This window comes from uncultured Algibacter sp., assembly GCF_947495925.1.
Lineage (GTDB): Bacteria > Bacteroidota > Bacteroidia > Flavobacteriales > Flavobacteriaceae > Algibacter_E.
This window is the reverse complement of sequence record NZ_CANMAU010000002.1, coordinates 599,177-621,230: the sequence shown is the minus strand read 5'-3', so window position 1 is coordinate 621,230 and position 22,054 is coordinate 599,177. Positions and strand designations below refer to the sequence as shown.

Genomic DNA, 22,054 nt, shown 5'->3' with positions numbered 1-22,054 from the left:
TTCTTATTTATTAAAATATTGTAGTTGAAATGTACTTTCTAAATAATTTATTAATGCTTCTTGAGCTTGTAATTCAGATTGGATAGCTTCTTTTATGAGTTGTGTAAATCCTGTATAATCTACCTCGCCTTCTCTATAGGCAAATAAAGCACCCACTTTTTGTTCTTTTACAAGTGGTAAAACCTCATTTTTATAGAAAAGCCAAGAGGTCTTCCATTTTTGATAATTCTCTTTTGATTGTAGAAACTTGGATTGTACTTCTTGTTTTTTAAACTGAATGTTCGTTTCGGCAATTTCCTTATCTATTTTTGCAGTTTTAACTTTTGCTTTATTTGTACCAGACAAAAAAGGAATAGAAACACCTGCTTGATACGTATAAAAACCTGAATTTCCATTTACATTTTGTAAACCACCTTGAAGATTTAACTTGGGTAAGTTATCTGCTTTGGCAGCTTTATATGTTGCTTCTGCTTCTGACACTTGTAATTGTGCTAGACCATATAAGGGATGTTCTTCTATGCTAAAAGTATCAACATCAATTTCATTGGTTATTTCAAAATCATTTGGAACCGTATAGAACGTATCAGAAACCAGCCATAGGTTTAACTGTTGTAATGCAATATTGTATTCACTTTTTGATTGCATAAATTTATTTTGAATCTGTAAGGCTTGATTTTTAGCTGCTGAATATTCTAACATAGAAATAGCTTCAACTTCATAATTTAATGCTACTGCTTTTTCAAAATTGGTATATATAGAATCTAATTCTTTGTATAATTTATAATTCCTTTTACTCTGCAAGGCATTTGCCCACGCCTTTTTCACTTCCAATTCTAAATCTAATTCTGAAAGCTGAAACGCCTTTTGAGCTAATTGAATGCGTTGTTCTTGCAATCGCTTTTTTGCAGAAATACCGAACACATCAATGTTACTTTGACCAATTCCAATAGTCGTATAAATACCATTTCCGTTATTAATTTCCTCGCCTCCAGTAAAAATTTGAGATGTACCAAAATCGTAAGCTGTACTTTTTAACTGTTCTTGTTTGCTAATTTCTAATTGCTTTTGTTTTAAAAGCGGAAAATTTTCTTTTGATAATTTAACCGCTTCATTCATTGAAATAATTGGTAACGTATCATTAACTTCTTGGGCGTTTCCTGTTATTGGCAACAAAAACATAAAAGCTACCATTACAGTAACTGTAATTACTTTTTTATTTGCTCTAAACTTGAATGATTTGCTTTCTACCCAATGATATAATATCGGCAACACGAACAATGTTAATAATGTAGAGGTTAGTAAACCACCAATTACAACCGTCGCTAAAGGTCTTTGTACTTCTGCACCAGCTGATGCTGAAATTGCCATAGGTAAGAAGCCTAAAACATCTGTAAAAGCAGTTAACATTATAGGTCTAATTCTTCGTTTTGTTCCTTCTATGATTCTATCTTTAAGATTGGTAACGCCTTCTTCTTTCAACTCATTCAGCCCGCTTATCATTACCAGACCGTTAAGAACAGCGACGCCAAACAAAACAATAAAACCTACACCTGCTGAAATACTAAATGGCATATCCCTTAACCACAATGCTACTACACCACCAATGGTTGCCATAGGAATCGCGATGTAAATCATTAAGGTTTGTGGCAACGATTTTAAAGCAAAATAAATAAGTACAAAAATGAGTAATAACGCAATTGGAACTACAGTTTGCAATCTGTTACTTGCACGTTCTAAGTTTTCAAATGCACCACCATACCTAATAAAATAGCCAGTTGGTAATTCAAGTTTAGCATCTAACTTTGATTTAATCTCGGTTACTAAAGATTTTACATCACGTCCTCTTACATTAATACCAACATAGGTCCTTCTGTTTGTATTATCCCTGCTTATTTGCATTGGGCCTGCTTTGTAACTTATATCTGCAACTTCACGAAGTGGAATTTGAGTACCAGACGGTAAATTGATATATAAATTTTGAACATCTGAAATATCCTTTCGGTTTTGAGAATTTAATCTTACCACTAAATCGAATCGCTTTTCGCCTTCAAAAATAATTCCTGCTGTACCACCTGCAAAAGCCGATTGAACGATTTGATTTAAAGTATTTATTTGCAGTCCGTATTGTGCTAATTTATTTCTATTGTAGGTAATGGTCATTTGTGGTAAGCCTGTTGTGGCTTCGGCTTTCATATCTCCAATACCTTCTGTCCCTGCAATAATTTGAGATATTTCTTCTGCTTTTTGAGACAGTACATTTATATCTTCTCCATAAAGTTTTATAGCAATGTCCTCTCTAACACCTTCTAGTAATTCGTTGAAGCGCATTTCGATAGGTTGTGTAAATTCATAGTTAACACCTGGAACGATTTCAACCGCTTCTTTCATCTTCTCTATCAATTCATCTTTTGTAATGGGTGTTGTCCATTCGCTTTTTGGCTTCAGAATTACAAAAACATCAGCCAAATCCATTGGCATTGGGTCTGTTGGAATTTCAGCAACACCAATTCGACTTACAATTTTTTCAACTTCTGGAAACTTTGCCTTTACAATTTGTTCAATTTTTGTAGTCGTTTCAATAGTTTCTTTAAGGGAACTACCTGGTTTTAAAATGGCGTGAAACGCAATATCTCCTTCATCAAGTTGTGGTATAAATTCGCCTCCCATTCTCGTAAACATAAAGACTGCAATACCAAATAAAACAACAGAAACACCAATTATTAGTTTACCTTTCTTTAAGGCTTTTTCTAACAACGGTTGATATTTACGTTCTACCCAATGCACAAATTTATCGCCATATGATTTTTTGTCGTTTTTTGGTGCTCTTAAAATCAAGGCAGACATCATTGGCACATAGGTCAAACAAAGCACCATGGCGCCAATCATTGCGAAAATGAATGTCAATGCCATTGGTTTAAACATTTTCCCTTCAATACCTTGTAAAGCCAGAATTGGAAGAAAAACAATAAGGATAATAAGCTGACCGAAAAACGCAGCATTCATCATTTTTTTTGAAGCATTTGAAGCCACCTTATCTCTTTCTTTTGCTGTAAGGCTCTTCTTTTTAAGTACTCGGGATGTAATGAGAAATACAGTACTTTCAACTATTATTACTGCTCCATCTACAATGATTCCAAAATCAATCGCACCCAAGCTCATTAGGTTTGCCCACACATCAAATACATTCATCAATATAAAAGCAAACAACAACGATAATGGGATAGTGGATGCTACTATTAAACCACCTCGCCAGTTTCCTAATAAAAAAATGAGTACAAATATTACAATTAAGGCGCCTTCAATAAGGTTTGTTGCTACAGTTAATGTAGTTTCTGCTATTAATTTACTTCGGTCTAATAAAGGTTCAATAATTACACCTTCTGGTAAAGACTTTTCTATTTGAGCCATGCGCTCTTTTACATTCTCGATAACATCGTTTGAATTAGCCCCTTTAAGCATCATTACCAAACCACCTACAACTTCGCCTTCGCCATCTTGTGTTAATGCGCCGTAACGTATAGCAGAGCCAAATTGCACTTTGGCAATGTCTCCAATAGTTATAGGAATATTATTTATATTTTTTACTGTAATTTTTTTAATATCATCCAAACTACGCACTAAGCCTTCGCCACGAATAAAATTGGCTTGATGGTTCTTTTCGATATATGCACCACCTGTATTTTGATTGTTGTTTTCCAATGCTTCAAAGACATCGGTAATTGTTAATCCGATTGCTCGCAACTCATTTGGATCGACAGCGACTTCATATTGCTTAATTTTTCCGCCAATAGCATTAACTTCAACAACACCCTCAACCATTGCCATTTGACGCTGTACTATCCAATCTTGCATGGTGCGCAAATCAGTAACCGAATATTTGTCCTTATATTCTGCTTTGACTTTAAGTGTGTATTGATATATTTCTCCAAGACCAGATGAAATAGGCCCCATTGAAGGTTCTCCGAATCCCTCGGGAATTTGTCCTTTAATGTCGTTGAGTTTTTCAGCGACTAATTGACGCGGCAGATAAGTTCCCATATCATCGTCAAAAACTATGGTAACAACTGATAAGCCAAAACGAGAAATGGAACGAATTTCTTCGACATTAGGTAGATTGCTCATTGCTACCTCTACTGGATAGGTTATGATTTGCTCGATATCTTCTGTTCCTAAATTTGGTGCTTGTGTAATGACTTGTACTTGGTTGTTGGTAATATCTGGAACAGCATCGATTGGTACTTGGGTCATGCTCCAAATACCTGCTCCAACAATGGTAAGCGTAAGCAAACCAATAATGAATTTGTTATTGATTGAAAAATCAATGATTTTATTAATCATAGAAAATGTATTAATTCAGTTGAACTTCTCGATATAATTCTAAAATAAAAATTAGAATTACTTGAAATGAAAAGAGCCATAATAGGCTTGAAATTGGATATAGTTATCCTTAAAAAAAACTGAATTAAGCCCTAGGTGGCTGTAAAATTGAAGTAGTAAAATCTTTTTCTGTACCGTTTAAGTAAAGAAAATCTTGAGTAGATATATAAGGAAAATTAAATTTTAAATCTGCAAATTGAAAATATGTTGCATTTATATGGCAACATTGGCAAATACAAAAAGGCGAACATAAATCTGAATCTTGGTGCTGATGGTCATTGTCCATACCTTGTGAAATCTCAGTTTGCACCTCATTATCAAGCGTAGCATTATCTTCGCAAGGTGCTAAATTAAGCGCGAAAATATAAATTGATAATATGAAGGCTAAAAATTTCATCGTAGCAAAGATATACATTATTTAATGCAATGATGTTGCAAATAACGTAGACATGTAACTTTTATAATAGAAGAGCCTTTAATTAATAAGGCTCTTCTATATTTATTATTAATGGTCATGGTCTGAATGATCCTCTTCATTTTTATCTCCTGATTGATTCATTACCATATCATGTTCATATTTACAACATCCTGGCAGATTACTATATGCTTCTTCGCTTCCTGTTACTTTTTCAGTATCATAACCTGATGCTGCAATTGCGTTATGGATTGCCATTGCATCTGTTTTAGTATCGTCAAAAGACACGTCAATTTTCTTTTTATCGACATCCCAATTTGCACTAGCAACACCTTCAACTTTGTTTACAGCTTTTTCTATGGTTTTTTTACACATTCCGCAATTACCTCTAACACCAAAAGATATGTCTGCCATAGCCATGTCTTTAGATACTTCCGTTTTTGTTTCTGTTGTTTCTTGCTTGGTTTCGTTTTTACAACTTGTTAAACCTATAGCCATTACTACAGCTAAACTTAAAATTACTTTTTTCATTGTTTTAAAAATTAATTGTTATTATTCTATTACTTGTTTTACTTCTCCACAGGTTAGCATCGCACCACCAAAATATGGGTTGATTACTTTTTCTTCCCTGCTCAACCAGTATGCACCATTGTTATCGTCTACCATCGGACAAAACTCAACAAAGACTTTTTCATTGATACCAAAAGTTTGAATTGTACTAATTAAATGTGATGAGAGGTGCTTAAAATGATTTCGTTGTGATTCAATATTTGATGTATTTGAAATTGATCTTGCCGATGCTTTTATTTCTTTTTCTAATGACATCCAATGACCATGAGCCTCTTTATCTTTTAATAGCTTCATATCAACCTTAGATAAATTGCCCAATAGTCTTTTTGATTCTGTCATTACGTTATTAGTATCATCTTTAACCAAAACGTCTTTTAATTTGATATAATCATTAAAAACTACTTTAATTTGATTCTGAAAGTCCTTAGAAACTTTTATCCTCTCATTCATATTAGAATGATTCTCGTTATTTGCTGAAGGATTTTTTTCCATTCCCAAATGTCCTTCATGACCAGTCATAACTTTACCACCTTTTTTATTCATCATTGATTTTTTACCTTGTAATTGCGCTGCTCCATCAACAGTAAACGTTCCATTTGTTACTATCTCATCGTCAATACTCAAACCCTCTAACACCTCATAATTATCGCCAATTTGATTACCTAATGTAATAATTCGCATTTCAAAAACAGGTTGAGTAGGGTCTGTTTTTATATAGACAACTGAACGTTCTCCTGTCCATAAAACAGCTGTAGATGGAATGGTCAATACGTGTTCGTTACTTGAAGTCATTCCTTTAACTTTTCCTTCAACAAACATTCCTGGCTTAAAAACGTTCTGTTTATTATTAAGTACAGCTCTTAATTTCACAGTTCTTGTTTTTGTATCTAAAACAGGATCTATAAAATCTACTTTAGCTTTAAATTCTTTATTAGAATAAGTATTGGTAGTGACTGAAATCTCTTGTCCTTTTTTAAATAAATCGATTTGATTTTCATACACATCAAAATTTGCCCAAACCGTGTTTAGATTAGCTATTTTGAGTAAAGGTTGACCTTGTTTGATATAATCCCCTTGTTCTACTAACTTTTCAGAAACTGTACCTGAAACCGTTGCATAAACAGGAAAGTTTTCTTTGACCTTACCAGAAGTTTCAATTTGATTTATTTGATTTTCAGAAAGCTTCCATAATTTTAATTTGTTGCGCACAGCTTTGTATAATGCAGGTTGTGATTCTTTTAATGAAACTGCTGTAATGAGCTCTTGTTGCGCTGCATACAATTCTGGCGAATAAATAGTTGCTAATAACTGTCCTTTTCTAACTTCTTCGCCTGTAAAACTCACATTTAGGCGCTCTATTCTTCCAGAAAAATAACTGACTTGAACTGCATTAGCTTCTTCATTCTCTACAATTTTCCCTGATAATTTAACTGTATTATCTTCTGTTTTACCTTTACCAACAATTGACGTTTGAATATTTGCCAATGCCATAGCATTTTCTGAAAGCTTGAATTGGTCTGCTAATAATCCTTCAGAACTACTTTCCGCAGGAATTAAATCCATACCGCAAATTGGACAATCGCCAGCCTCTGGTTGCATAATTTGTGGATGCATCGAGCACGTCCACATCTGGTTATTTTCTGTTACTGCGTCATGATTGTGTTCTGTTTCTTTAGCCAATGAATTGCCAAAAAGAAGCCATCCTAACAAAAGTCCAACTGCTAATATTCCGAAGTAAATTATATATTTTTTCATTTTCTATATTTTAATATTTCTTAATCTTAATGCATTCACTATTACTGACACCGAACTAAAACTCATGGCTAATGCAGCAATCATTGGCGAGAGTAAAATTCCGAAAAATGGGAACAAAACACCTGCTGCAATCGGCACACCTAATGTGTTATAGATAAGTGCAAAAAATAGATTCTGTTTAATGTTTTTCATTACAGCATCGCTTAAATTTCTGGCTTTTACAATACCGTGCAAATCGCCTTTTACCAAGGTTATCATAGCACTTTCTATAGCTACATCTGTTCCTGTACCCATTGCGACACCTACATCACTTTTAGCAAGTGCTGGTGCGTCATTAATACCATCGCCTGCCATAGCAACAACTTTTCCTTTTTCTTGTAGTTTCTCTACTTCCTTGAGTTTATCCTCAGGCAACATACTTGCTTTAAAATCTGTAAGATTTAATTCTGTTGCTACTGCTTGTGCTGTGTCGTGATTATCGCCTGTTAACATGATGACTTCAATACCTTTGTCTTGAAGTTCCTTAATGGCTTTAGCGCTAGTTTCCTTAATTTTATCGCCTATTACTACATAACCAGTAACCTTTTTATCTATCGATAAATAAGAAACTGTTTTCCCTTGTTTCTGATATACTTTAGCTTCTTCTTCCATCTGCAAGGTTATCTCTGCATTGGCATAACCCATCATCTTAGGATTTCCTAATACCACCTTTTTATTTTTAATAGTAGCTTCTACTCCTTTACCTGTAACTGCACTAAATGCTTCTGATTTTAAAATTTCTGCTTTTTGTTCTTTTCCATATTTAACGGTTGCTTCTGCCAATGGATGTTCGCTGTTTTTGTTCAATGAAACAATATATTCCAGAATGTCACTTTCGCTAAAATCAGCATCAAAAGAACCTACTGTTTCAACGGTTGGTTTTCCTTCGGTAATTGTTCCTGTCTTATCTACAATTAGCGTAGTAACCTTATCCATTTTTTCAAGTGCTTCAGCATTTTTAATTAATACACCATTTTGAGCACCTTTACCAACACCAACCATTACAGACATAGGTGTTGCCAATCCTAACGCGCAAGGGCAAGCAATTATTAATACCGCAATAGCATTCACAAAGGCATAAACGTAAACTGGTTCTGGTCCCCAAATTGCCCAAACCGCAAAGGTTAGTAAAGAGATAATGACCACGACAGGCACGAAATAACCTGATACTTTATCGGCTAAATTTTGAATTGGTGCACGACTTCTACTGGCATTGTTAACCATGTGGATGATTTGAGAGAGTAACGTATCACTCCCCACTTTTTCAGCTTTCATTAAAAAAGATTGGTTGCCGTTTATTGTTCCGCTACTTACTTTATCATTTACTGTTTTATTAACAGGAATTGGCTCTCCAGTAATCATTGACTCATCAATAGTTGTATCTCCTTCTGTTATCGAGCCATCCACAGGAATTTTATCGCCTGGTTTTACTTTTAGAATATCATTTAATTCAATAGCATCGATGGTAACTTCAACATCTTCGCCATCTACTACTTTTATAGCTTTATTGGGTGCTAGCTTTAACAATTCTTTTACTGCTGAATTGGTTTTACTATGCGCACGAGCTTCTAAAAGTTGACCTAAAAGCACTAATGTTAGGATAACGGTTGCTGCTTCAAAATAAACGTGTACTGCTCCAGATTCCGTTTTGAACTGACTTGGAAAAATGTCTGGAAAAAACATACCAAAAACACTAAATAACCAAGCAACACCAGCACCTATTCCAATAAGTGTAAACATATTAAGATTCCACGTTTTTATACTTTTATAGGCACGTTCAAAGAACATCCAAGTGGCATAAAATACAACTGGAATGGATAATACGAACTGAATCCAATTCCAATATTTTTGTTCCATGATGTCATACAATGGATTATTGGTTAGCATTTCGCTCATTGCCATTAAGAAAATTGGCAATGTGAATATTACTGCAATCTTAAACTTCTTTAATAACTTTTTATAGGTTTTCTCTTCTGCTGAACTATCTGCTTCCATTGATACTAAATCCATTCCGCATTTAGGACAAGCACCTGCTTCATCTTTTATTATTTCTGGATGCATAGGACACGTCCATTGCTCTGATGAAGTTGTGGATAGATTTTGTTCTTCGACCAAATCCATTCCGCATACAGGACAATCGCCTGATTTGTCATAAGTTTTTTCGCCTTCGCAATGCATAGGACAATAAAACGTACCTGTGCCTTTTCCTTTTGGCTGTTTTTCCTTTTCTACTTTTGTATGATGGTGCTCTCCTAATTTATGAATACTATAGTTTCCGCCATCATTCTTTAAAGCTTCTTGAAACCTTTCTATTGGAATATGAGATTCCATTTCGATAGTTGCTTCTGCTTTTTCTAAATCAACAGAAGCCTTTGAAACACCTTTCACTTTTGAAAGTGTTTCTTCTACGTGACTTCGACAACCGTTGCAAGTCATTCCGTGTATGTGATATGTATGTTTCATTGTTTTTGTTTTTCGTGCATTCCTGTTGTTAAGTCATAATTCCCATTTAAAAGTGGCGTAATTTCAAAATAAAAAGCTGTGGGTGCTTTATAATTTCCATAAGTACGAATGCCTTGCATATCGCATTGCATATTGTACAATCTTAATTTTCCGTTATTTTCTACGACTGTATAAAAATCCTGAGAAAACCATTTTAAAGTTGAGGATATTTCAGCAGGAATATCATTCAATAAATGATCATTAATTGGGAACTCCGTCAATGTTATTGGATTTTGTGATAGGTTATTGTACCTACCAATAAATAAACTATTATTAGTTTTAGCAACCCCATACCAACTAATACTTCCAATTTTAACTGGAACTGTTAATAGCGAATTATATTCAATTCCTTGTGAAGTTAGAACTTCATCAAACTTTTGATTTACATAAGATTTGATTCCTAAAGTTAATAACAGGTATAGAGAGCTAATAGCTAGCCCAAGCTTACTATATAGGGTTCTTGAGTCTTTATTCCTGAAGTATGTAAGGCCTAAAATTAAACCTAATAATAAAGGCAAAGTATAAAAAGGGTCAACTATGTTAACACTATCGAAGCTTACTCGATAATTGGAAAAAGGCAACAATAGCTGAGTACCATAGGTTGTAAATGCATCTAATAGCATATGTGTAAATAGAGCCAACCAACAAAAAATTAAAAGTCTTATATAAGAAATTTGCTTTGTCCACTTTAGTTTTGTTAATATAAAAGCTATTAAAATTGAGCCTATTAAACTAAACAAAATGGAATGACTGAAACCTCTGTGAATACTTATTCGTTCTACTGATGAATAAAATGAAAGCAAAACAATATCGAGATCTGGAATAGTAGCGATAATAGCACCAATTACTGCACCTTTATATCCTATTTTTCGACCAAGAATTACTTCGCCAATTGCTGCTCCTAATGCTGCTTGTGTTAAACTATCCATACTCTTATTTAATTAAATAATTAATAATTGTGGTTTGCACATAGTAGGTTTTAACAGACTCAATTTGGTTCATTTGAAACTTCAATTGCAATTCTTGTATGTCCAAAACGTCATTAAAATCAATCGTTCCTGTTTCGTAATTTTTAATAAGAATCTCTTCAGCATCTTTAGCTTGCTTTAAGTTCTTCGTTTGGGTTGCATAACTTATTCTTGCTGAAACCTTATCGTTTGCTGCTTTATCTAATAGTGTTTCTAATGTATTTGTGCGCTCTTGTTTTTGTGCCAAAATCTCTTGCTGTTGCAACTCATTTTGTTTGGTTTGGGATTTGTACTTATTATTGAATATGGGAATAGATAGGGACACCATTGGCATAATTATATCTTTTCCATTGTCGCTAAAATCCATGTTAGGACGTTTATCAACATTGATATAATCTAAACCGAAACCAATCATTGGACTATTTTCTTTTTGGTTTAATAATTCGGATTGCTCTACCGACTGATAGAGTTTATCGAATTTCAGTAGTTCTGGGTGTAATGCTAAACTTTTAGTATTCATTTCAAAATCTTCTGAAGGAATTATTAACTCATTAACTACAGAAACTCGTACACCTTTATCACGATTTAAAAGCTTATTAATAGTAGTTTGTTCAGCTAAAAATTGTTGAACCAAAACATCCAATAATTGTTGCATTTCATTTTGACGCATTTGTAATCGTAAAACATCTACCGCTGAAGCTTTCCCAACTTCAACCGATGTTAAAGCCAATGTTTCGTAAGTATTAAGTAGTTTAATATTCTCGCTTAAAACGTCTTGTTTTGCTTTATTAGCGTAAAGATTGTAATAGGATTGTGATACCGAAGCCATCAATTTTCTTTTGACAATAACAATATCTTCGTATTTAGCATCTGCCAAAGCGCTCACATAGTTTTCTCTTGCAGTTATATTCCCAAACCAAGGCAACATTTGTTTAGCTGATACTTTGAAGCGTTGCGCTCCTGTACGTGTTTCTGGTTCGCTTACGAAGTAACCCACTCCAAATTCGGTATTAGGTAATGTATTTACTTCATTCACTTTTTCGGAAGCAATGCTATACTGTAATTCAAACTTTTGAATTTCAGGATTGTTATTTAATGCTTCACTAATAAGTGTTTCTAATTCTTGTGCATTAGAAACACTAAAAGTTGATAAACCTATGAGTGTATAAATTATTCTTTTCATTTGTTTGCTCTTTTCAATTTAAACTCTTCTCTCCAGCTGTATAAAACTGGTACAATAAAGTAAGAGGTAATGTCTATAACCATTCCGCCAAATATTGGAATTGCCATAGGTATCATAATATCACTTCCTTTTCCTGTGGATGTCAATACTGGTAACAGCGCCAAAATGGTAGTTACAGTAGTCATTAAACACGGACGAATACGTTTTTCTGCTGCTTGCAAAGCGGAAGTTCTAATACTCTTTTTATCGGCAGGTTTTTCACGCTCAAAAGTTTGCGTGAGGTATGTTGCCATAACAACTCCATCATCTGTAGCAATTCCAAATAAAGCTATGAAACCAACCCAAACCGCTACACTTAGATTGATAGTTTTCATATTGAAAAGGTCTCGCATATTCTCTCCAAACAAACTGAAATTTAAAAACCAATCTTGACCGTACAGCCATATCATTATAAAACCACCTGCAAATGCAACCGTTATTCCTGTAAAAACCATTAGTGAAGTAGTAACAGATTTAAACTGGAAATACAGAATCAAGAAAATAATAGCAAGTGCTAATGGAACGACGACTGAAAGAGTTTTTTCTGCTCGTAACTGATTTTCATAAGTTCCTGTAAATTTATAGCTGATGCCCTTTGGAACAGTTAATTCTCCTGAATCTATTTTCTGTTGAAACAATGCTTGTGCATTTTCAACAACATCAACTTCTGCGAATCCATCTAATTTATCAAACAACACATAGCCTACTAAAAAGGTGTCTTCACTTTTAATGACTTGTGGACCTTGCTCATATCGAATAGTCGCCAACTCACTTAACGGAACAGGGCTGCCTTTTTCAACAGGAATATAAATTCCTTTAATATCTTTTGGATTACCACGCAGTTCTCTTGGATATCGCACTCTAACAGCATAGCGCTCTCTTCCTTCAACCGTTTGAGTTATGGCCATACCACCAATTGCTACTTTTAGCACACTTTGTACATCTTCTATAGACACACCATAACGTGCTATTTTTTCTCTATCAATATCAATAAGTAAATAAGGTTTCCCTACAATTCTATCTGCAAAAACAGCTTGCTCTTTTACACCTTCAGCTTGTTTTAAAAGACTTTCTAATTGCAACCCAAACGCTTCAATTTGTTTTAAATCTTGTCCTTTTACTTTAATTCCCATTGGCGCACGCATTCCTGTTTGAAGCATTACCAATCTGGTTTCTATGGGTTGTAATTTTGGTGCAGAAGTAACTCCTGGTAAATTGGTAACTCTGACGATTTCATTCCAAATATCATCAGGACTATTAATTTCTGGTCGCCAATTACGATAGAATTCGCCATCAACATCTTCGATAAGTTGAGTATGTTCAACGTTTGTAAAAACAACATTTTCCGAATTATTAGGATTGGCGATAAATGTTCCATCTTTCAACTCAAAAGCACCTTCGTCGTTTACTTTGTAACGTTGTATTTTCCCTTTTGAATTACGCATGTATTCAGATTTATACTGAATCATGTTTTCGTACATAGATAAAGGCGCAGGGTCTAATGCAGATTCTGTTCTACCAGATTTCCCTACTACGGTTTCAATTTCTGGAATGGTGGATACAGCCATATCTAATTGCTGAAGCACACGTTTATTTTCCTCAACACCTGAATGTGGTAATGAGGTTGGCATTAATAGAAAAGAGCCTTCGTTTAAAGATGGCATAAATTCTTTTCCTGTATTATTCATTATCCATCCTCCAGAAACAAGTACAGTTGCTGGAATAATTAAAAACAATAACTTGTTTGCTAAAGCCCAATTTAAAATTTGTCCATAATACCTTCTAAAAATTGAAAATATTCCTAAAATTCCGAAGCAAATAATAGCCACAAAAATTAAGTTTATTAGAATACTTCTGTCAAAGCCTAATGGTCGCCAATATTCGGCAAGTAAAAATATAATGGCAGTACATGAAATAATAATATTTACAAGATTGCTGTTTTTCTTATTTAGTTTACCCAAAACCCCAAGTAAACCTGTAATACTAAAAGCAACTAAAATAATCCCTAGCCAATATCCAGTAACCATAATTGCGATTCCAGCAATTATTAAAGCACCATTTATAATGTATTTAAATGAACTTTTAAGTGATGTTTTTCTGAATAAATAAGCTGCGAATGGTGGAATTAGAAACAAAGCAATAACCAAAGATGCTGATAATGCCATCGTTTTGGTAAATGCTAAAGGTCTAAACAATTTTCCTTCTGCACCAATCATTGTAAATACAGGCACAAAGCTGATAATTGTAGTTAATACCGCTGTTAAGATTGCTCCTGAAACTTCGGCAGTCGCATTATAAACTACTTCATTTGTAGTTAACGCTGTACCATCTTCTCGTAACCGTAATTTTTCATCATCGAGATGGCGAATCATATTCTCTGCGAGAATGACGCCTACATCTACCATAGTTCCAATAGCAATAGCAATACCAGAAAGTGCTACAATATTGGCATCCACGTTAAACAGTTTCATGGTAACAAATACCATTAATACTGCAACAGGCAACAATCCAGAAATTAAAATAGAAGCTCTTAAATTGAAAACCATAACAATAATAACCAAAATGGTAATTAATATTTCTAGTGTTAATGCTTCGTTTAGTGTGTCTAATGTTTCTTGAATAAGTTCGGTACGATCATAGAAAGGAACGACTGTTAATTGAGATGTTCGTCCATCAGCCAATACTTTTGTTGGTAATCCTCCTTTTAGTTCTTCAATTTGCGCTTTTACATTGTTAATGACTTCCATTGGATTAGCACCATATCGCGCCACTACAACACCACCAACAACTTCTGCACCTTCTTTATCTAATAAACCTCTTCGCGTTGCTGGACCTAATGATACTTTAGCAATGTCTTTAATCTTAATTGAAGTAAAATCTTCTGAAGTAACTACAGCATTTTCAATATCTTCAACAGATTTTACATAACCCAAACCGCGTACTAAATATTCAGCTTGATTGATTTCTAAAGTTTGCGCACCAATATCTTGATTACTACTTTTAACTGCTTTTACGATCTGGTTTAAGCCAATGTTATATTGACGCATCAGCTCTGGATTGACATCAACTTGGTACTCCTGAACATAACCACCAATGGAAGCTACTTCAGAAACACCGCTTGCAGTAGATAAAGCATATTTCACATAGTAATCTTGAATGCTACGCAGTTCGTGTAAATCCCAACCACCAGTAACATTTCCTTTTTCATCTCGACCTTCAAGAGTGTACCAAAATATTTGTCCTAAACCTGTGGCATCTGGTCCCAATGCAGGATTAACACCTTCGGGTAATAATCCACTTGGTAATGAATTGAGTTTTTCGAGGATTCGACTACGACTCCAATAGAATTCTATATCTTCTTCAAAAATGATATAGATGCTTGAAAACCCAAACATAGAAGAACTACGAATGGTTTTCACTCCTGGAATACCAAGTAAAGAAGTAGTTAAAGGATAAGTAATTTGGTCTTCTATATCTTGTGGCGAACGACCATCCCACTTTGTAAATACAATTTGTTGATTTTCTCCAATATCTGGAATGGCATCTACCGCTACGGGGTTGCTTGGTAAAAATCCTCTGTCCCAATTAAAAGGTGCGTTTACAGTTCCCCATCCAACAAAAAGGACGAGTAGCAGAACTGCTACGAGTTTATTTTCTATTAAAAATTTGATGCTTTTATTTAGCATTAGCTTTGATTATTAAACAGTTAGACATTGGCGTTAGGAAAACACCGAATACAGCAAATTATCCTTATGACATTATACAGTCATAGGATAAAACAGTCTATTGTTTAAAAATCAAATTAAATAGGTCTCGTCAATCTTGTAGAGTTGCCTTATGACGAGTGGTGGTTTGTATTCTTCAAAAGAAGATACATTATTATCTAAACCTTCAAAAAGGTTGATATATGTGTAAACAAATGAAGCAATGAATACTTGTTGCTCAAAAGAAATTTTGTCAACTTGCAATTGCAGTTCGTCTTGACCATCGACTACCAATTGTTCATCATTACAACAGTTCTTTTTTATAATAGAGCAACCTTCAGCTGATGGTTTTTCCATTTCCATTCCGCATCCTTCCGCTTTATTGAACATAGCAGTTTCAACCAAAGTATTTCCACAATAATGCATATTAAGCGTAAATGACATTGTAGAGAATAACACTACAAAAGCCATTGCCAAAGACATTATTTGATGGAATATTTGTTTCATACTGATTGCAAAGCTACGAAATTTTAACAACACCATGTTTTGTTTAACAGAAGTTTAGAGTTTATGCGTTATTACCATTTTCCCATTTTAGAAAGTACTTTTTTATATTTCAACATTTGTATATCATCTTTACAAAATGGATGCTCTAAAAGTTCTTTAAGTTTACCTATAAACTCTTTTGAAACAAACCCTTTTTTCTTTAGGATATCAAATAAAACAAGAGCTTGTTCTGCTCTGTATTTAGCTTTTTTTAAAAATTCTTCTCCATTTTCTGGATTTTCATAATGGTTTTGAATATCAAAATGCTTATCAATATCTCCTTTGTATGCTACTAATAAGTTTTCAGCATTTTGTTGTGTTACTCCATTTGTAGTAAACACATAGTCTCTGTCTTGAGTAAGTCTATTAATTCTTGTTTGACCATCTGCATAGTCATTAGGATGTATCTCTAAATAATGTGAACGATCCAAGGGTAATGTAATAACTGCTTTAGGATCATATAAACCTTGAAATTTATTTGTTTCAAAATGTCTAATTGAAACGGGATTATCAGACGTAATTATTGGTGCATCGGTGTCATTAATTTTAATCACATTTATTGTACAATCGTATTTGAACTTTACAAAATTCCCCCATTGTTCTAAATGATTTACTAAAAAAGCTGTTCTTGCACGTTCATTGTATTCTTTTTTAACTACTTCAATATCATCTATATGAAATTCCATTTTTTCTCCATACAAATTCATTTTAATAATACCTTCTTTATTTACTGTATGTGAAGCAGCATCAAATATTTGGTTATTAAAACTTTTTTGATGATTTAGAATCCGTGGTGTGCGGAAATATAATGATAGACATACATAAAGTATTTGGATTTTTTGCTCTTGCGTAACCGTCAGCAGCTTTTCGTCAATAAGCAACTTATATACTTTTGGAAACTCACTATCAACATTTTCAGCATAGTGTTTTTCTAAGGCATATTTTATTTCATCTGATTCAGCTGGTATTGTATAAATATTCTTTTCAAAACAAATATCTTTAGTGCTAATTTGCTCTAATAGCATATCATTATCCATTTTGTAAACATCCACAAAGTGATTTCTTTTTCTTCCTTCAACTGCAAAGTTCTTTAAATATGAACGTGGTATATAATGTTGTTTTATTGGATTTGACATTATTCTATTATTTTGCTGAGACTTCTTGCTTCATAAAAACACGCCAAGTTAAAGGAAAAGGTTGGCTTTTATAATGCCTGCTTGCAACGTGTGCTACAATATCGAAACTGTGCTTAAAAATTTTAAAATCCTTTTCTAATCCAAAGAGTTCCATTTCTGATACCATTTCTTTTTTGTATTCTTCAGCATCTTCATAAAGGGTCAAAGAATGTTTTAGGGTTCCTTCCCCATGACTATAATCTTGAACGCAAATTTTATCTTCCATTTCTTCAAGTGGAAACCAGATTTGCAAATTCAAATCAGCAAAAAGGTCGTTAATTATCTTACGAATAAACTGATATAAGTCTTCTTGATTTAAAATTAAAGCATACTCTGCCAAAATAGGTACTATCATAGAAGATTCAATTTCACAGTCTTCATCTCCATTATGGATATCTACAAGCTTGTCATAATTTTTTCTAAATAATGGAAAGAATTTTTCTATCCTATATCTGTCATCAAAACCCATAGTGATGGATGTTATCCATTTTTTTGCTGGATCAAAATTTCGAGTAAAACATAATAAGTTAAGTGCTAGTGCTATCTCCACACTATGCGAATCGTATTCTGGATATTTTGAAGGTGGATTATTCTCTATAAATAAACATAGTGCATTACTAATTGAGAGCGCACTATTATAATATTTTTGAGCTTCTTCCTTACGGTCCTCGCGATAATGAATTCTATATTCTTGTATTTCACTTAATCCAATGGTCGCTATTATTCCGATTTCTTCCCAAACATTAAGACTATATTCTAAACTATTTCTACTGTATTTATAGAGGCTATGCTCAGTTCTATAATGCATCGCAGCTTTGTTAAAGTAATTCACTCCGATTATTCTTCGTAGAAGATGAATTTTATAAAACTCTTGTCTCACAAAAGTCTTTTCCATATGTCCGCCTTGCTGAATAAATTGCCAAACGAGTATTAAACTTCTCTCGCTTGCAAAAATTGACGGTTTTAAGTTTTCGTTATCCTGAGACCATTTGTAAATTATATTTAAACACAACCTAACGAGTCTAAGTTTTTTCAATATCTGTCTCTTCTGCTTCGATTGTTTCTCTAAAATTTGACCAATCAGCACATAAAAATGTTGTAAATTATAATCAGGTAATTCTAAAAACACTAAGGATTTTCTTAATAAGGACTGATACTCCTGTGGAAATAATTTTTCCTTTACCAAATAATCGTCAAGCATTGCGCTTATTTCTCCTGTTCCCCAAAAATCATATTCAACTTTATCCGTAGTATTTAAATCTACATATTGCGTCCAATCAATTAATACATTTTGATTAATGACTCCATTTGTGCATACAATTATTTTAATAGGTAACTTTTTTAAGCGAGTTGTAAGTGATGTGGTTATATAAGTATCTTTTATTTGATTCAATGTAGAACGGATTGCGTTTACATCTCCATCCCAAGTTGTTCGGGTTAGATTACCTTGCTTTACTGCAAACAAAAACACTTTTTTTATTCCATCATCTGAATCTATACCCACAGCTGAAATATCCACACCAAATTGCCGACCTCTCATTGGTCTTGAAATGGTTGTAAATTTCATTCCAACTAAAAGATCAGTCAATAAGGTGTCTAACTCCTTATCCTCCTTTAATAGTTTTATATATTCGCTGAGTAAAAACCTCATTGTCGTCTTTTAAAATTTTGCCATAATAATCTTTCCTTTTTTTGACCAATAGGGTCTATAAATTCGCCTCTTGGCATTTCCCCTTTATGCGAAACAACTCCTGGTGTCATCCTTTCGGTATATTCCCCATTGTACTTTGTAAATGAAGATGCTCCAGCTCTGTAATGAAGATTCTTAAATAAACCACGTAGCGGTGAACTATTATCTTCAGTTTCCTTATACATCTTCCTGAATTTTTTATTCTGGATTTTGTCGTAATGCATTAGTCGTCCCTCAGATGGTGCAAATTCTTTCAGAACCTTTAGGTCTGAATAAGCTTTATATTTATTTTCGCCTTCCTCAATAATATCTTTAATTATTTTTTTAAGTTTTCTGCTGGCGGTTTTCTTTTTTAGGTTTAAAAATTCTATTGTAGAATAATAATTAAATATAAAATGGTCAATAAACAAATCTGCCAAAAAAGGGACCACCTCTTTATTATCTACTTTTTGTTCTAGTATTGAATATACTAATGATAATGAAGTGTCTTTATCATAGACGAAAGCCAAAATTTTATAGGTTATAAATTCGATATCATAATCAGAAAGATCTTTTAACACATCTTCAGAAAGTGTTAACCCTAAAAGATTTCTCATATATCTAGCACCATTCATTTCGAAAATGGCAATATGAAAATTAGGATTGTCTTTATTTAACCAGTTGGTGTAGAGCTTTTGAAAATCAGGATAAAAATCATCGCAAAGTGTATTTATTAAATGACTGAAGTATTCTATTTTTCTTGCATTTTCAAGACTCATATCTATCCAATCCGTAATAAAACCAACTACTATGCTTAAATTTGTTTTGGCTACATTTTCTAAGCGATATGCCAAGTGATTATAAGCACCTGCATGTTCAAGGTCTATGTGAAGTAATAATGGAAGATATTTTTCAAATAGTTTTATTTCCTTTTCTAAATTTAGATTATGGTCTAAAAAGTAAATGAGTTCTAGTTGAATGCCTATAGTTTTTACACTAGACAGTTTATCTATAATAGCATCAGCATTTTTTAAAACCTTTCTTTTATTTCTAGCTGTAAAGAAAATTGATGGCCACGACTCGGCTAATGATTCAGAATTTGCAATATCATTAAATTGTTTCTCAATCCAACTGATAAAGGCTTTTGGTGTTGCTTTATCTAACAAATCTATCTTGGCTATAGATTGTATGCCAATTCTGCTTAAACTTATCTCAGCATTTCTAATTAAGTTTTTGATTTTAGTAATTGCAAACTTTTGGTCCGATTTATATAAGCCAGAGATAATATCTGTTAGAGAATCGTACAAAAATAGATTCTGAGCTTCCAAAATCTTAGAATAAATTTCCTTACCAAAAGAGGCGTTACTTTTTGATTCATTCTCTAAGGCTATTCTAAGATCTCTATGAGCGTAATTATTTTCTAACTTTTTTAATAAAGCCGGTAATGCTTCAATAAATAGGCTTCTATCAACTTTACTAATATCCTTACAAAAATCCTTATACTCCTTCCACCAATTATCTGGCTCTTTGTTATTTAATAAGTCTTGTAGAAATTGCAAATGAAAAGAATTAAATTTTTGACTAAAGTTAAAAAAGTATAGAAGCGAATTAGAAAAATTGTAAGGTATTTTTAATATTAATTCGCAATTCTTCAATTTTCATAGAAAAATATAGTTTAAATTTTATTTCATATACTAAATGAAATCAAACTAAATCAAATACTATTTAGCAGAAGATAAACAGCTAAATTCTGTACTTATTCTGTACTATATGAAATAAAAAAGCCTTTCAATTTCTTGAAAGGCTTGGTTTTACTAGTAGCGGGAACTGGACTCGAACCAGTGACCTTCGGGTTATGAGCCCGACGAGCTACCTACTGCTCTATCCCGCGATATAAATCTAAAATAATTTACTTAGCTTTTAACTTTCGGTTCATAATGCCGACCAAATTATTTCGGACTGCAAATATACAATCCTTTTTAGCTTTCTACAAGCATTAAATGATAAAAAATCATTGCTCAATGCTATCTGCTTGAAAATCTAACAATTCAGAACTCTCAAAGGATACGGAAACTTGAATAGGATTACAACAAACCTCACAATCCTCAATATATTTTTGTTTTAAAATAGAATTATCAAGCAACATAGAAATGTGCTCCCAACAATATGGGCAAGTAAAAAAATGTTCTTTCATGATACTCAAAACTAAAAAAAGACCATCTTAAAGATGATCTTTTTTTTAAACTAACTCAAAAATTTACAAAACTATTCTTTTTCAATGTCCATTGTTGCAGCAGCTGTTTCTAAATTAACATTTCCAATAGGCAATGTACTTTCTCCAGAAACTGTTATATACTCGCTACTTAAATTATTATCGCTAACCATTAAAGTAGTTAGTTTAGTTAACATTACAAATTCTTGTGGTAAATAACCGGTTAATTGATTCGTTGATAAAAGCAGCTCTTCTAGATTTGATAATTGAGCTATTTCTGACGGAATCTCACCTTGAAGCTTATTATCCATTAGACTCAATTTCTCAAGATTTTTTAACGCACTAATTCCATTAGGAATAGTACCTGTTAAATAATTACTTCCTAATAAAAGTTCTCTTAACTCAGTTAATTCCATTAAACTTACAGGTATTTCTCCAGTTAATTTATTACTATATAATTTAAGTGACTCTAGATTTTTCAGTTTTCCATATTCAGATGGAATAGGACCTTCGAAACTATTCATAAATAACTCTAAATACCTTAACTCTGTTAAACTTTGTAAACTCGAAGGAAGTTCTCCTACCAATTTATTGAACCCTAAGTTGATTCTTTCCAAATAAATCAAGTTGCTTAACTCATTTGGTAATTCACCTTCAAGATTATTAAATTCAAGGTTTATTTCTACAACTTTATTATTCTCAATTATAACACCATGCCATTTACTCACTGGTTCTTTAATATCCCAAGACACATTCCAATAATCTCCGTGCGTTGAATTATAAAGGGCTACTAAAGCTTCTTTCTCTTTAGGTGAGATATCTGCAAAAACATGTGTAGTCACAAAAAAACATATTAAAATAAGTTTTAAGAATTTCATACTTTGGTTAATTTAAGGGATT

Annotated in this window: 14 protein-coding genes and 1 tRNA gene; all 15 read right to left on the bottom strand. The window is 33.1% G+C overall.

Annotation, left to right across the window (positions count from 1 at the left end):
* Positions 1–3: 3 nt before the first annotated feature.
* The 15 genes from Q0857_RS05965 to Q0857_RS05895 all read right to left on the bottom strand — a co-directional run bounded on the left by Q0857_RS05965 (position 4) and on the right by Q0857_RS05895 (position 22,032).
* Positions 4–4,338 (bottom strand): CusA/CzcA family heavy metal efflux RND transporter, encoded by a 4,335-nt coding sequence (locus Q0857_RS05965; protein ID WP_216066773.1) that lies wholly within the window; start codon positions 4,336–4,338, stop codon positions 4–6.
* Positions 4,339–4,462: 124 nt separating this feature from the next.
* Positions 4,463–4,774, bottom strand: a complete 312-nt coding sequence (locus Q0857_RS05960; RefSeq protein WP_147677779.1) for a DUF6660 family protein — start codon at positions 4,772–4,774, stop codon at positions 4,463–4,465.
* A gap of 108 nt (positions 4,775–4,882) precedes the next feature.
* Entirely contained in the window at positions 4,883–5,323 is a 441-nt protein-coding gene (locus tag Q0857_RS05955) for a heavy-metal-associated domain-containing protein (RefSeq protein ID WP_298533039.1), read from the bottom strand.
* Between the two features lie 21 nt (positions 5,324–5,344).
* A complete protein-coding gene (locus Q0857_RS05950) occupies positions 5,345–7,117 on the bottom strand; it encodes an efflux RND transporter periplasmic adaptor subunit (RefSeq protein WP_216066771.1) in 1,773 nt (590 codons plus the stop codon).
* 3 nt (positions 7,118–7,120) lie between these two features.
* Positions 7,121–9,619 (bottom strand): heavy metal translocating P-type ATPase, encoded by a 2,499-nt coding sequence (locus Q0857_RS05945; RefSeq protein WP_298533037.1) that lies wholly within the window; start codon positions 9,617–9,619, stop codon positions 7,121–7,123.
* Positions 9,616–10,587, bottom strand: a complete 972-nt coding sequence (locus tag Q0857_RS05940) for a metal-dependent hydrolase (protein ID WP_216066769.1) — start codon at positions 10,585–10,587, stop codon at positions 9,616–9,618. Before Q0857_RS05940 ends, Q0857_RS05945 begins: the two co-directional genes overlap by 4 nt.
* Before the next feature lie 4 nt (positions 10,588–10,591).
* Positions 10,592–11,809: a TolC family protein gene (locus Q0857_RS05935; protein WP_216066768.1), complete on the bottom strand. Its 1,218-nt coding sequence runs from the start codon at positions 11,807–11,809 to the stop codon at positions 10,592–10,594.
* A complete protein-coding gene (locus Q0857_RS05930) occupies positions 11,806–15,534 on the bottom strand; it encodes an efflux RND transporter permease subunit (protein WP_298533034.1) in 3,729 nt (1,242 codons plus the stop codon). Before Q0857_RS05930 ends, Q0857_RS05935 begins: the two co-directional genes overlap by 4 nt.
* 111 nt (positions 15,535–15,645) lie before the next feature.
* Positions 15,646–16,059 (bottom strand): hypothetical protein, encoded by a 414-nt coding sequence (locus tag Q0857_RS05925; protein WP_216066766.1) that lies wholly within the window; start codon positions 16,057–16,059, stop codon positions 15,646–15,648.
* 71 nt (positions 16,060–16,130) lie between these two features.
* The gene (locus tag Q0857_RS05920; RefSeq protein WP_298533030.1) at positions 16,131–17,234 is read right to left on the bottom strand and encodes a DUF4238 domain-containing protein; all 1,104 of its coding nucleotides are present in this window, start codon (positions 17,232–17,234) and stop codon (positions 16,131–16,133) included.
* A 7-nt stretch (positions 17,235–17,241) separates the two neighbouring features.
* The gene (locus Q0857_RS05915) at positions 17,242–18,924 is read right to left on the bottom strand and encodes a hypothetical protein (protein WP_298533028.1); all 1,683 of its coding nucleotides are present in this window, start codon (positions 18,922–18,924) and stop codon (positions 17,242–17,244) included.
* The gene (locus Q0857_RS05910) at positions 18,921–20,501 is read right to left on the bottom strand and encodes a hypothetical protein (protein WP_298533027.1); all 1,581 of its coding nucleotides are present in this window, start codon (positions 20,499–20,501) and stop codon (positions 18,921–18,923) included. Before Q0857_RS05910 ends, Q0857_RS05915 begins: the two co-directional genes overlap by 4 nt.
* A gap of 259 nt (positions 20,502–20,760) precedes the next feature.
* Positions 20,761–20,833, bottom strand: a tRNA-Met gene (locus tag Q0857_RS05905).
* Between the two features lie 120 nt (positions 20,834–20,953).
* Positions 20,954–21,136 (bottom strand): CPXCG motif-containing cysteine-rich protein, encoded by a 183-nt coding sequence (locus Q0857_RS05900; protein WP_298533026.1) that lies wholly within the window; start codon positions 21,134–21,136, stop codon positions 20,954–20,956.
* 71 nt (positions 21,137–21,207) lie between these two features.
* On the bottom strand, positions 21,208–22,032 hold the full coding sequence (locus Q0857_RS05895; protein ID WP_298533023.1) for a Two component regulator three Y domain protein: 825 nt from the start codon (positions 22,030–22,032) through the stop codon (positions 21,208–21,210).
* Between the last annotated feature and the right edge of the window lie 22 nt (positions 22,033–22,054).

What these genes read in the sequence shown, in the direction of transcription:
- Q0857_RS05900 (WP_298533026.1), bottom strand. Translation starts at nt 21,136, where the DNA reads ATGAAAGAACATTTTTTTACTTGCCCATATTGTTGGGAGCACATTTCT.
- Q0857_RS05965 (WP_216066773.1), bottom strand. Translation starts at nt 4,338, where the DNA reads ATGATTAATAAAATCATTGATTTTTCAATCAATAACAAATTCATTATT.
- Q0857_RS05895 (WP_298533023.1), bottom strand. Translation starts at nt 22,032, where the DNA reads ATGAAATTCTTAAAACTTATTTTAATATGTTTTTTTGTGACTACACAT.
- Q0857_RS05955 (WP_298533039.1), bottom strand. Translation starts at nt 5,323, where the DNA reads ATGAAAAAAGTAATTTTAAGTTTAGCTGTAGTAATGGCTATAGGTTTA.
- Q0857_RS05925 (WP_216066766.1), bottom strand. Translation starts at nt 16,059, where the DNA reads ATGAAACAAATATTCCATCAAATAATGTCTTTGGCAATGGCTTTTGTA.
- Q0857_RS05930 (WP_298533034.1), bottom strand. Translation starts at nt 15,534, where the DNA reads ATGCTAAATAAAAGCATCAAATTTTTAATAGAAAATAAACTCGTAGCA.
- Q0857_RS05950 (WP_216066771.1), bottom strand. Translation starts at nt 7,117, where the DNA reads ATGAAAAAATATATAATTTACTTCGGAATATTAGCAGTTGGACTTTTG.
- Q0857_RS05960 (WP_147677779.1), bottom strand. Translation starts at nt 4,774, where the DNA reads ATGAAATTTTTAGCCTTCATATTATCAATTTATATTTTCGCGCTTAAT.
- Q0857_RS05920 (WP_298533030.1), bottom strand. Translation starts at nt 17,234, where the DNA reads ATGTCAAATCCAATAAAACAACATTATATACCACGTTCATATTTAAAG.
- Q0857_RS05915 (WP_298533028.1), bottom strand. Translation starts at nt 18,924, where the DNA reads ATGAGGTTTTTACTCAGCGAATATATAAAACTATTAAAGGAGGATAAG.
- Q0857_RS05945 (WP_298533037.1), bottom strand. Translation starts at nt 9,619, where the DNA reads ATGAAACATACATATCACATACACGGAATGACTTGCAACGGTTGTCGA.
- Q0857_RS05940 (WP_216066769.1), bottom strand. Translation starts at nt 10,587, where the DNA reads ATGGATAGTTTAACACAAGCAGCATTAGGAGCAGCAATTGGCGAAGTA.
- Q0857_RS05935 (WP_216066768.1), bottom strand. Translation starts at nt 11,809, where the DNA reads ATGAAAAGAATAATTTATACACTCATAGGTTTATCAACTTTTAGTGTT.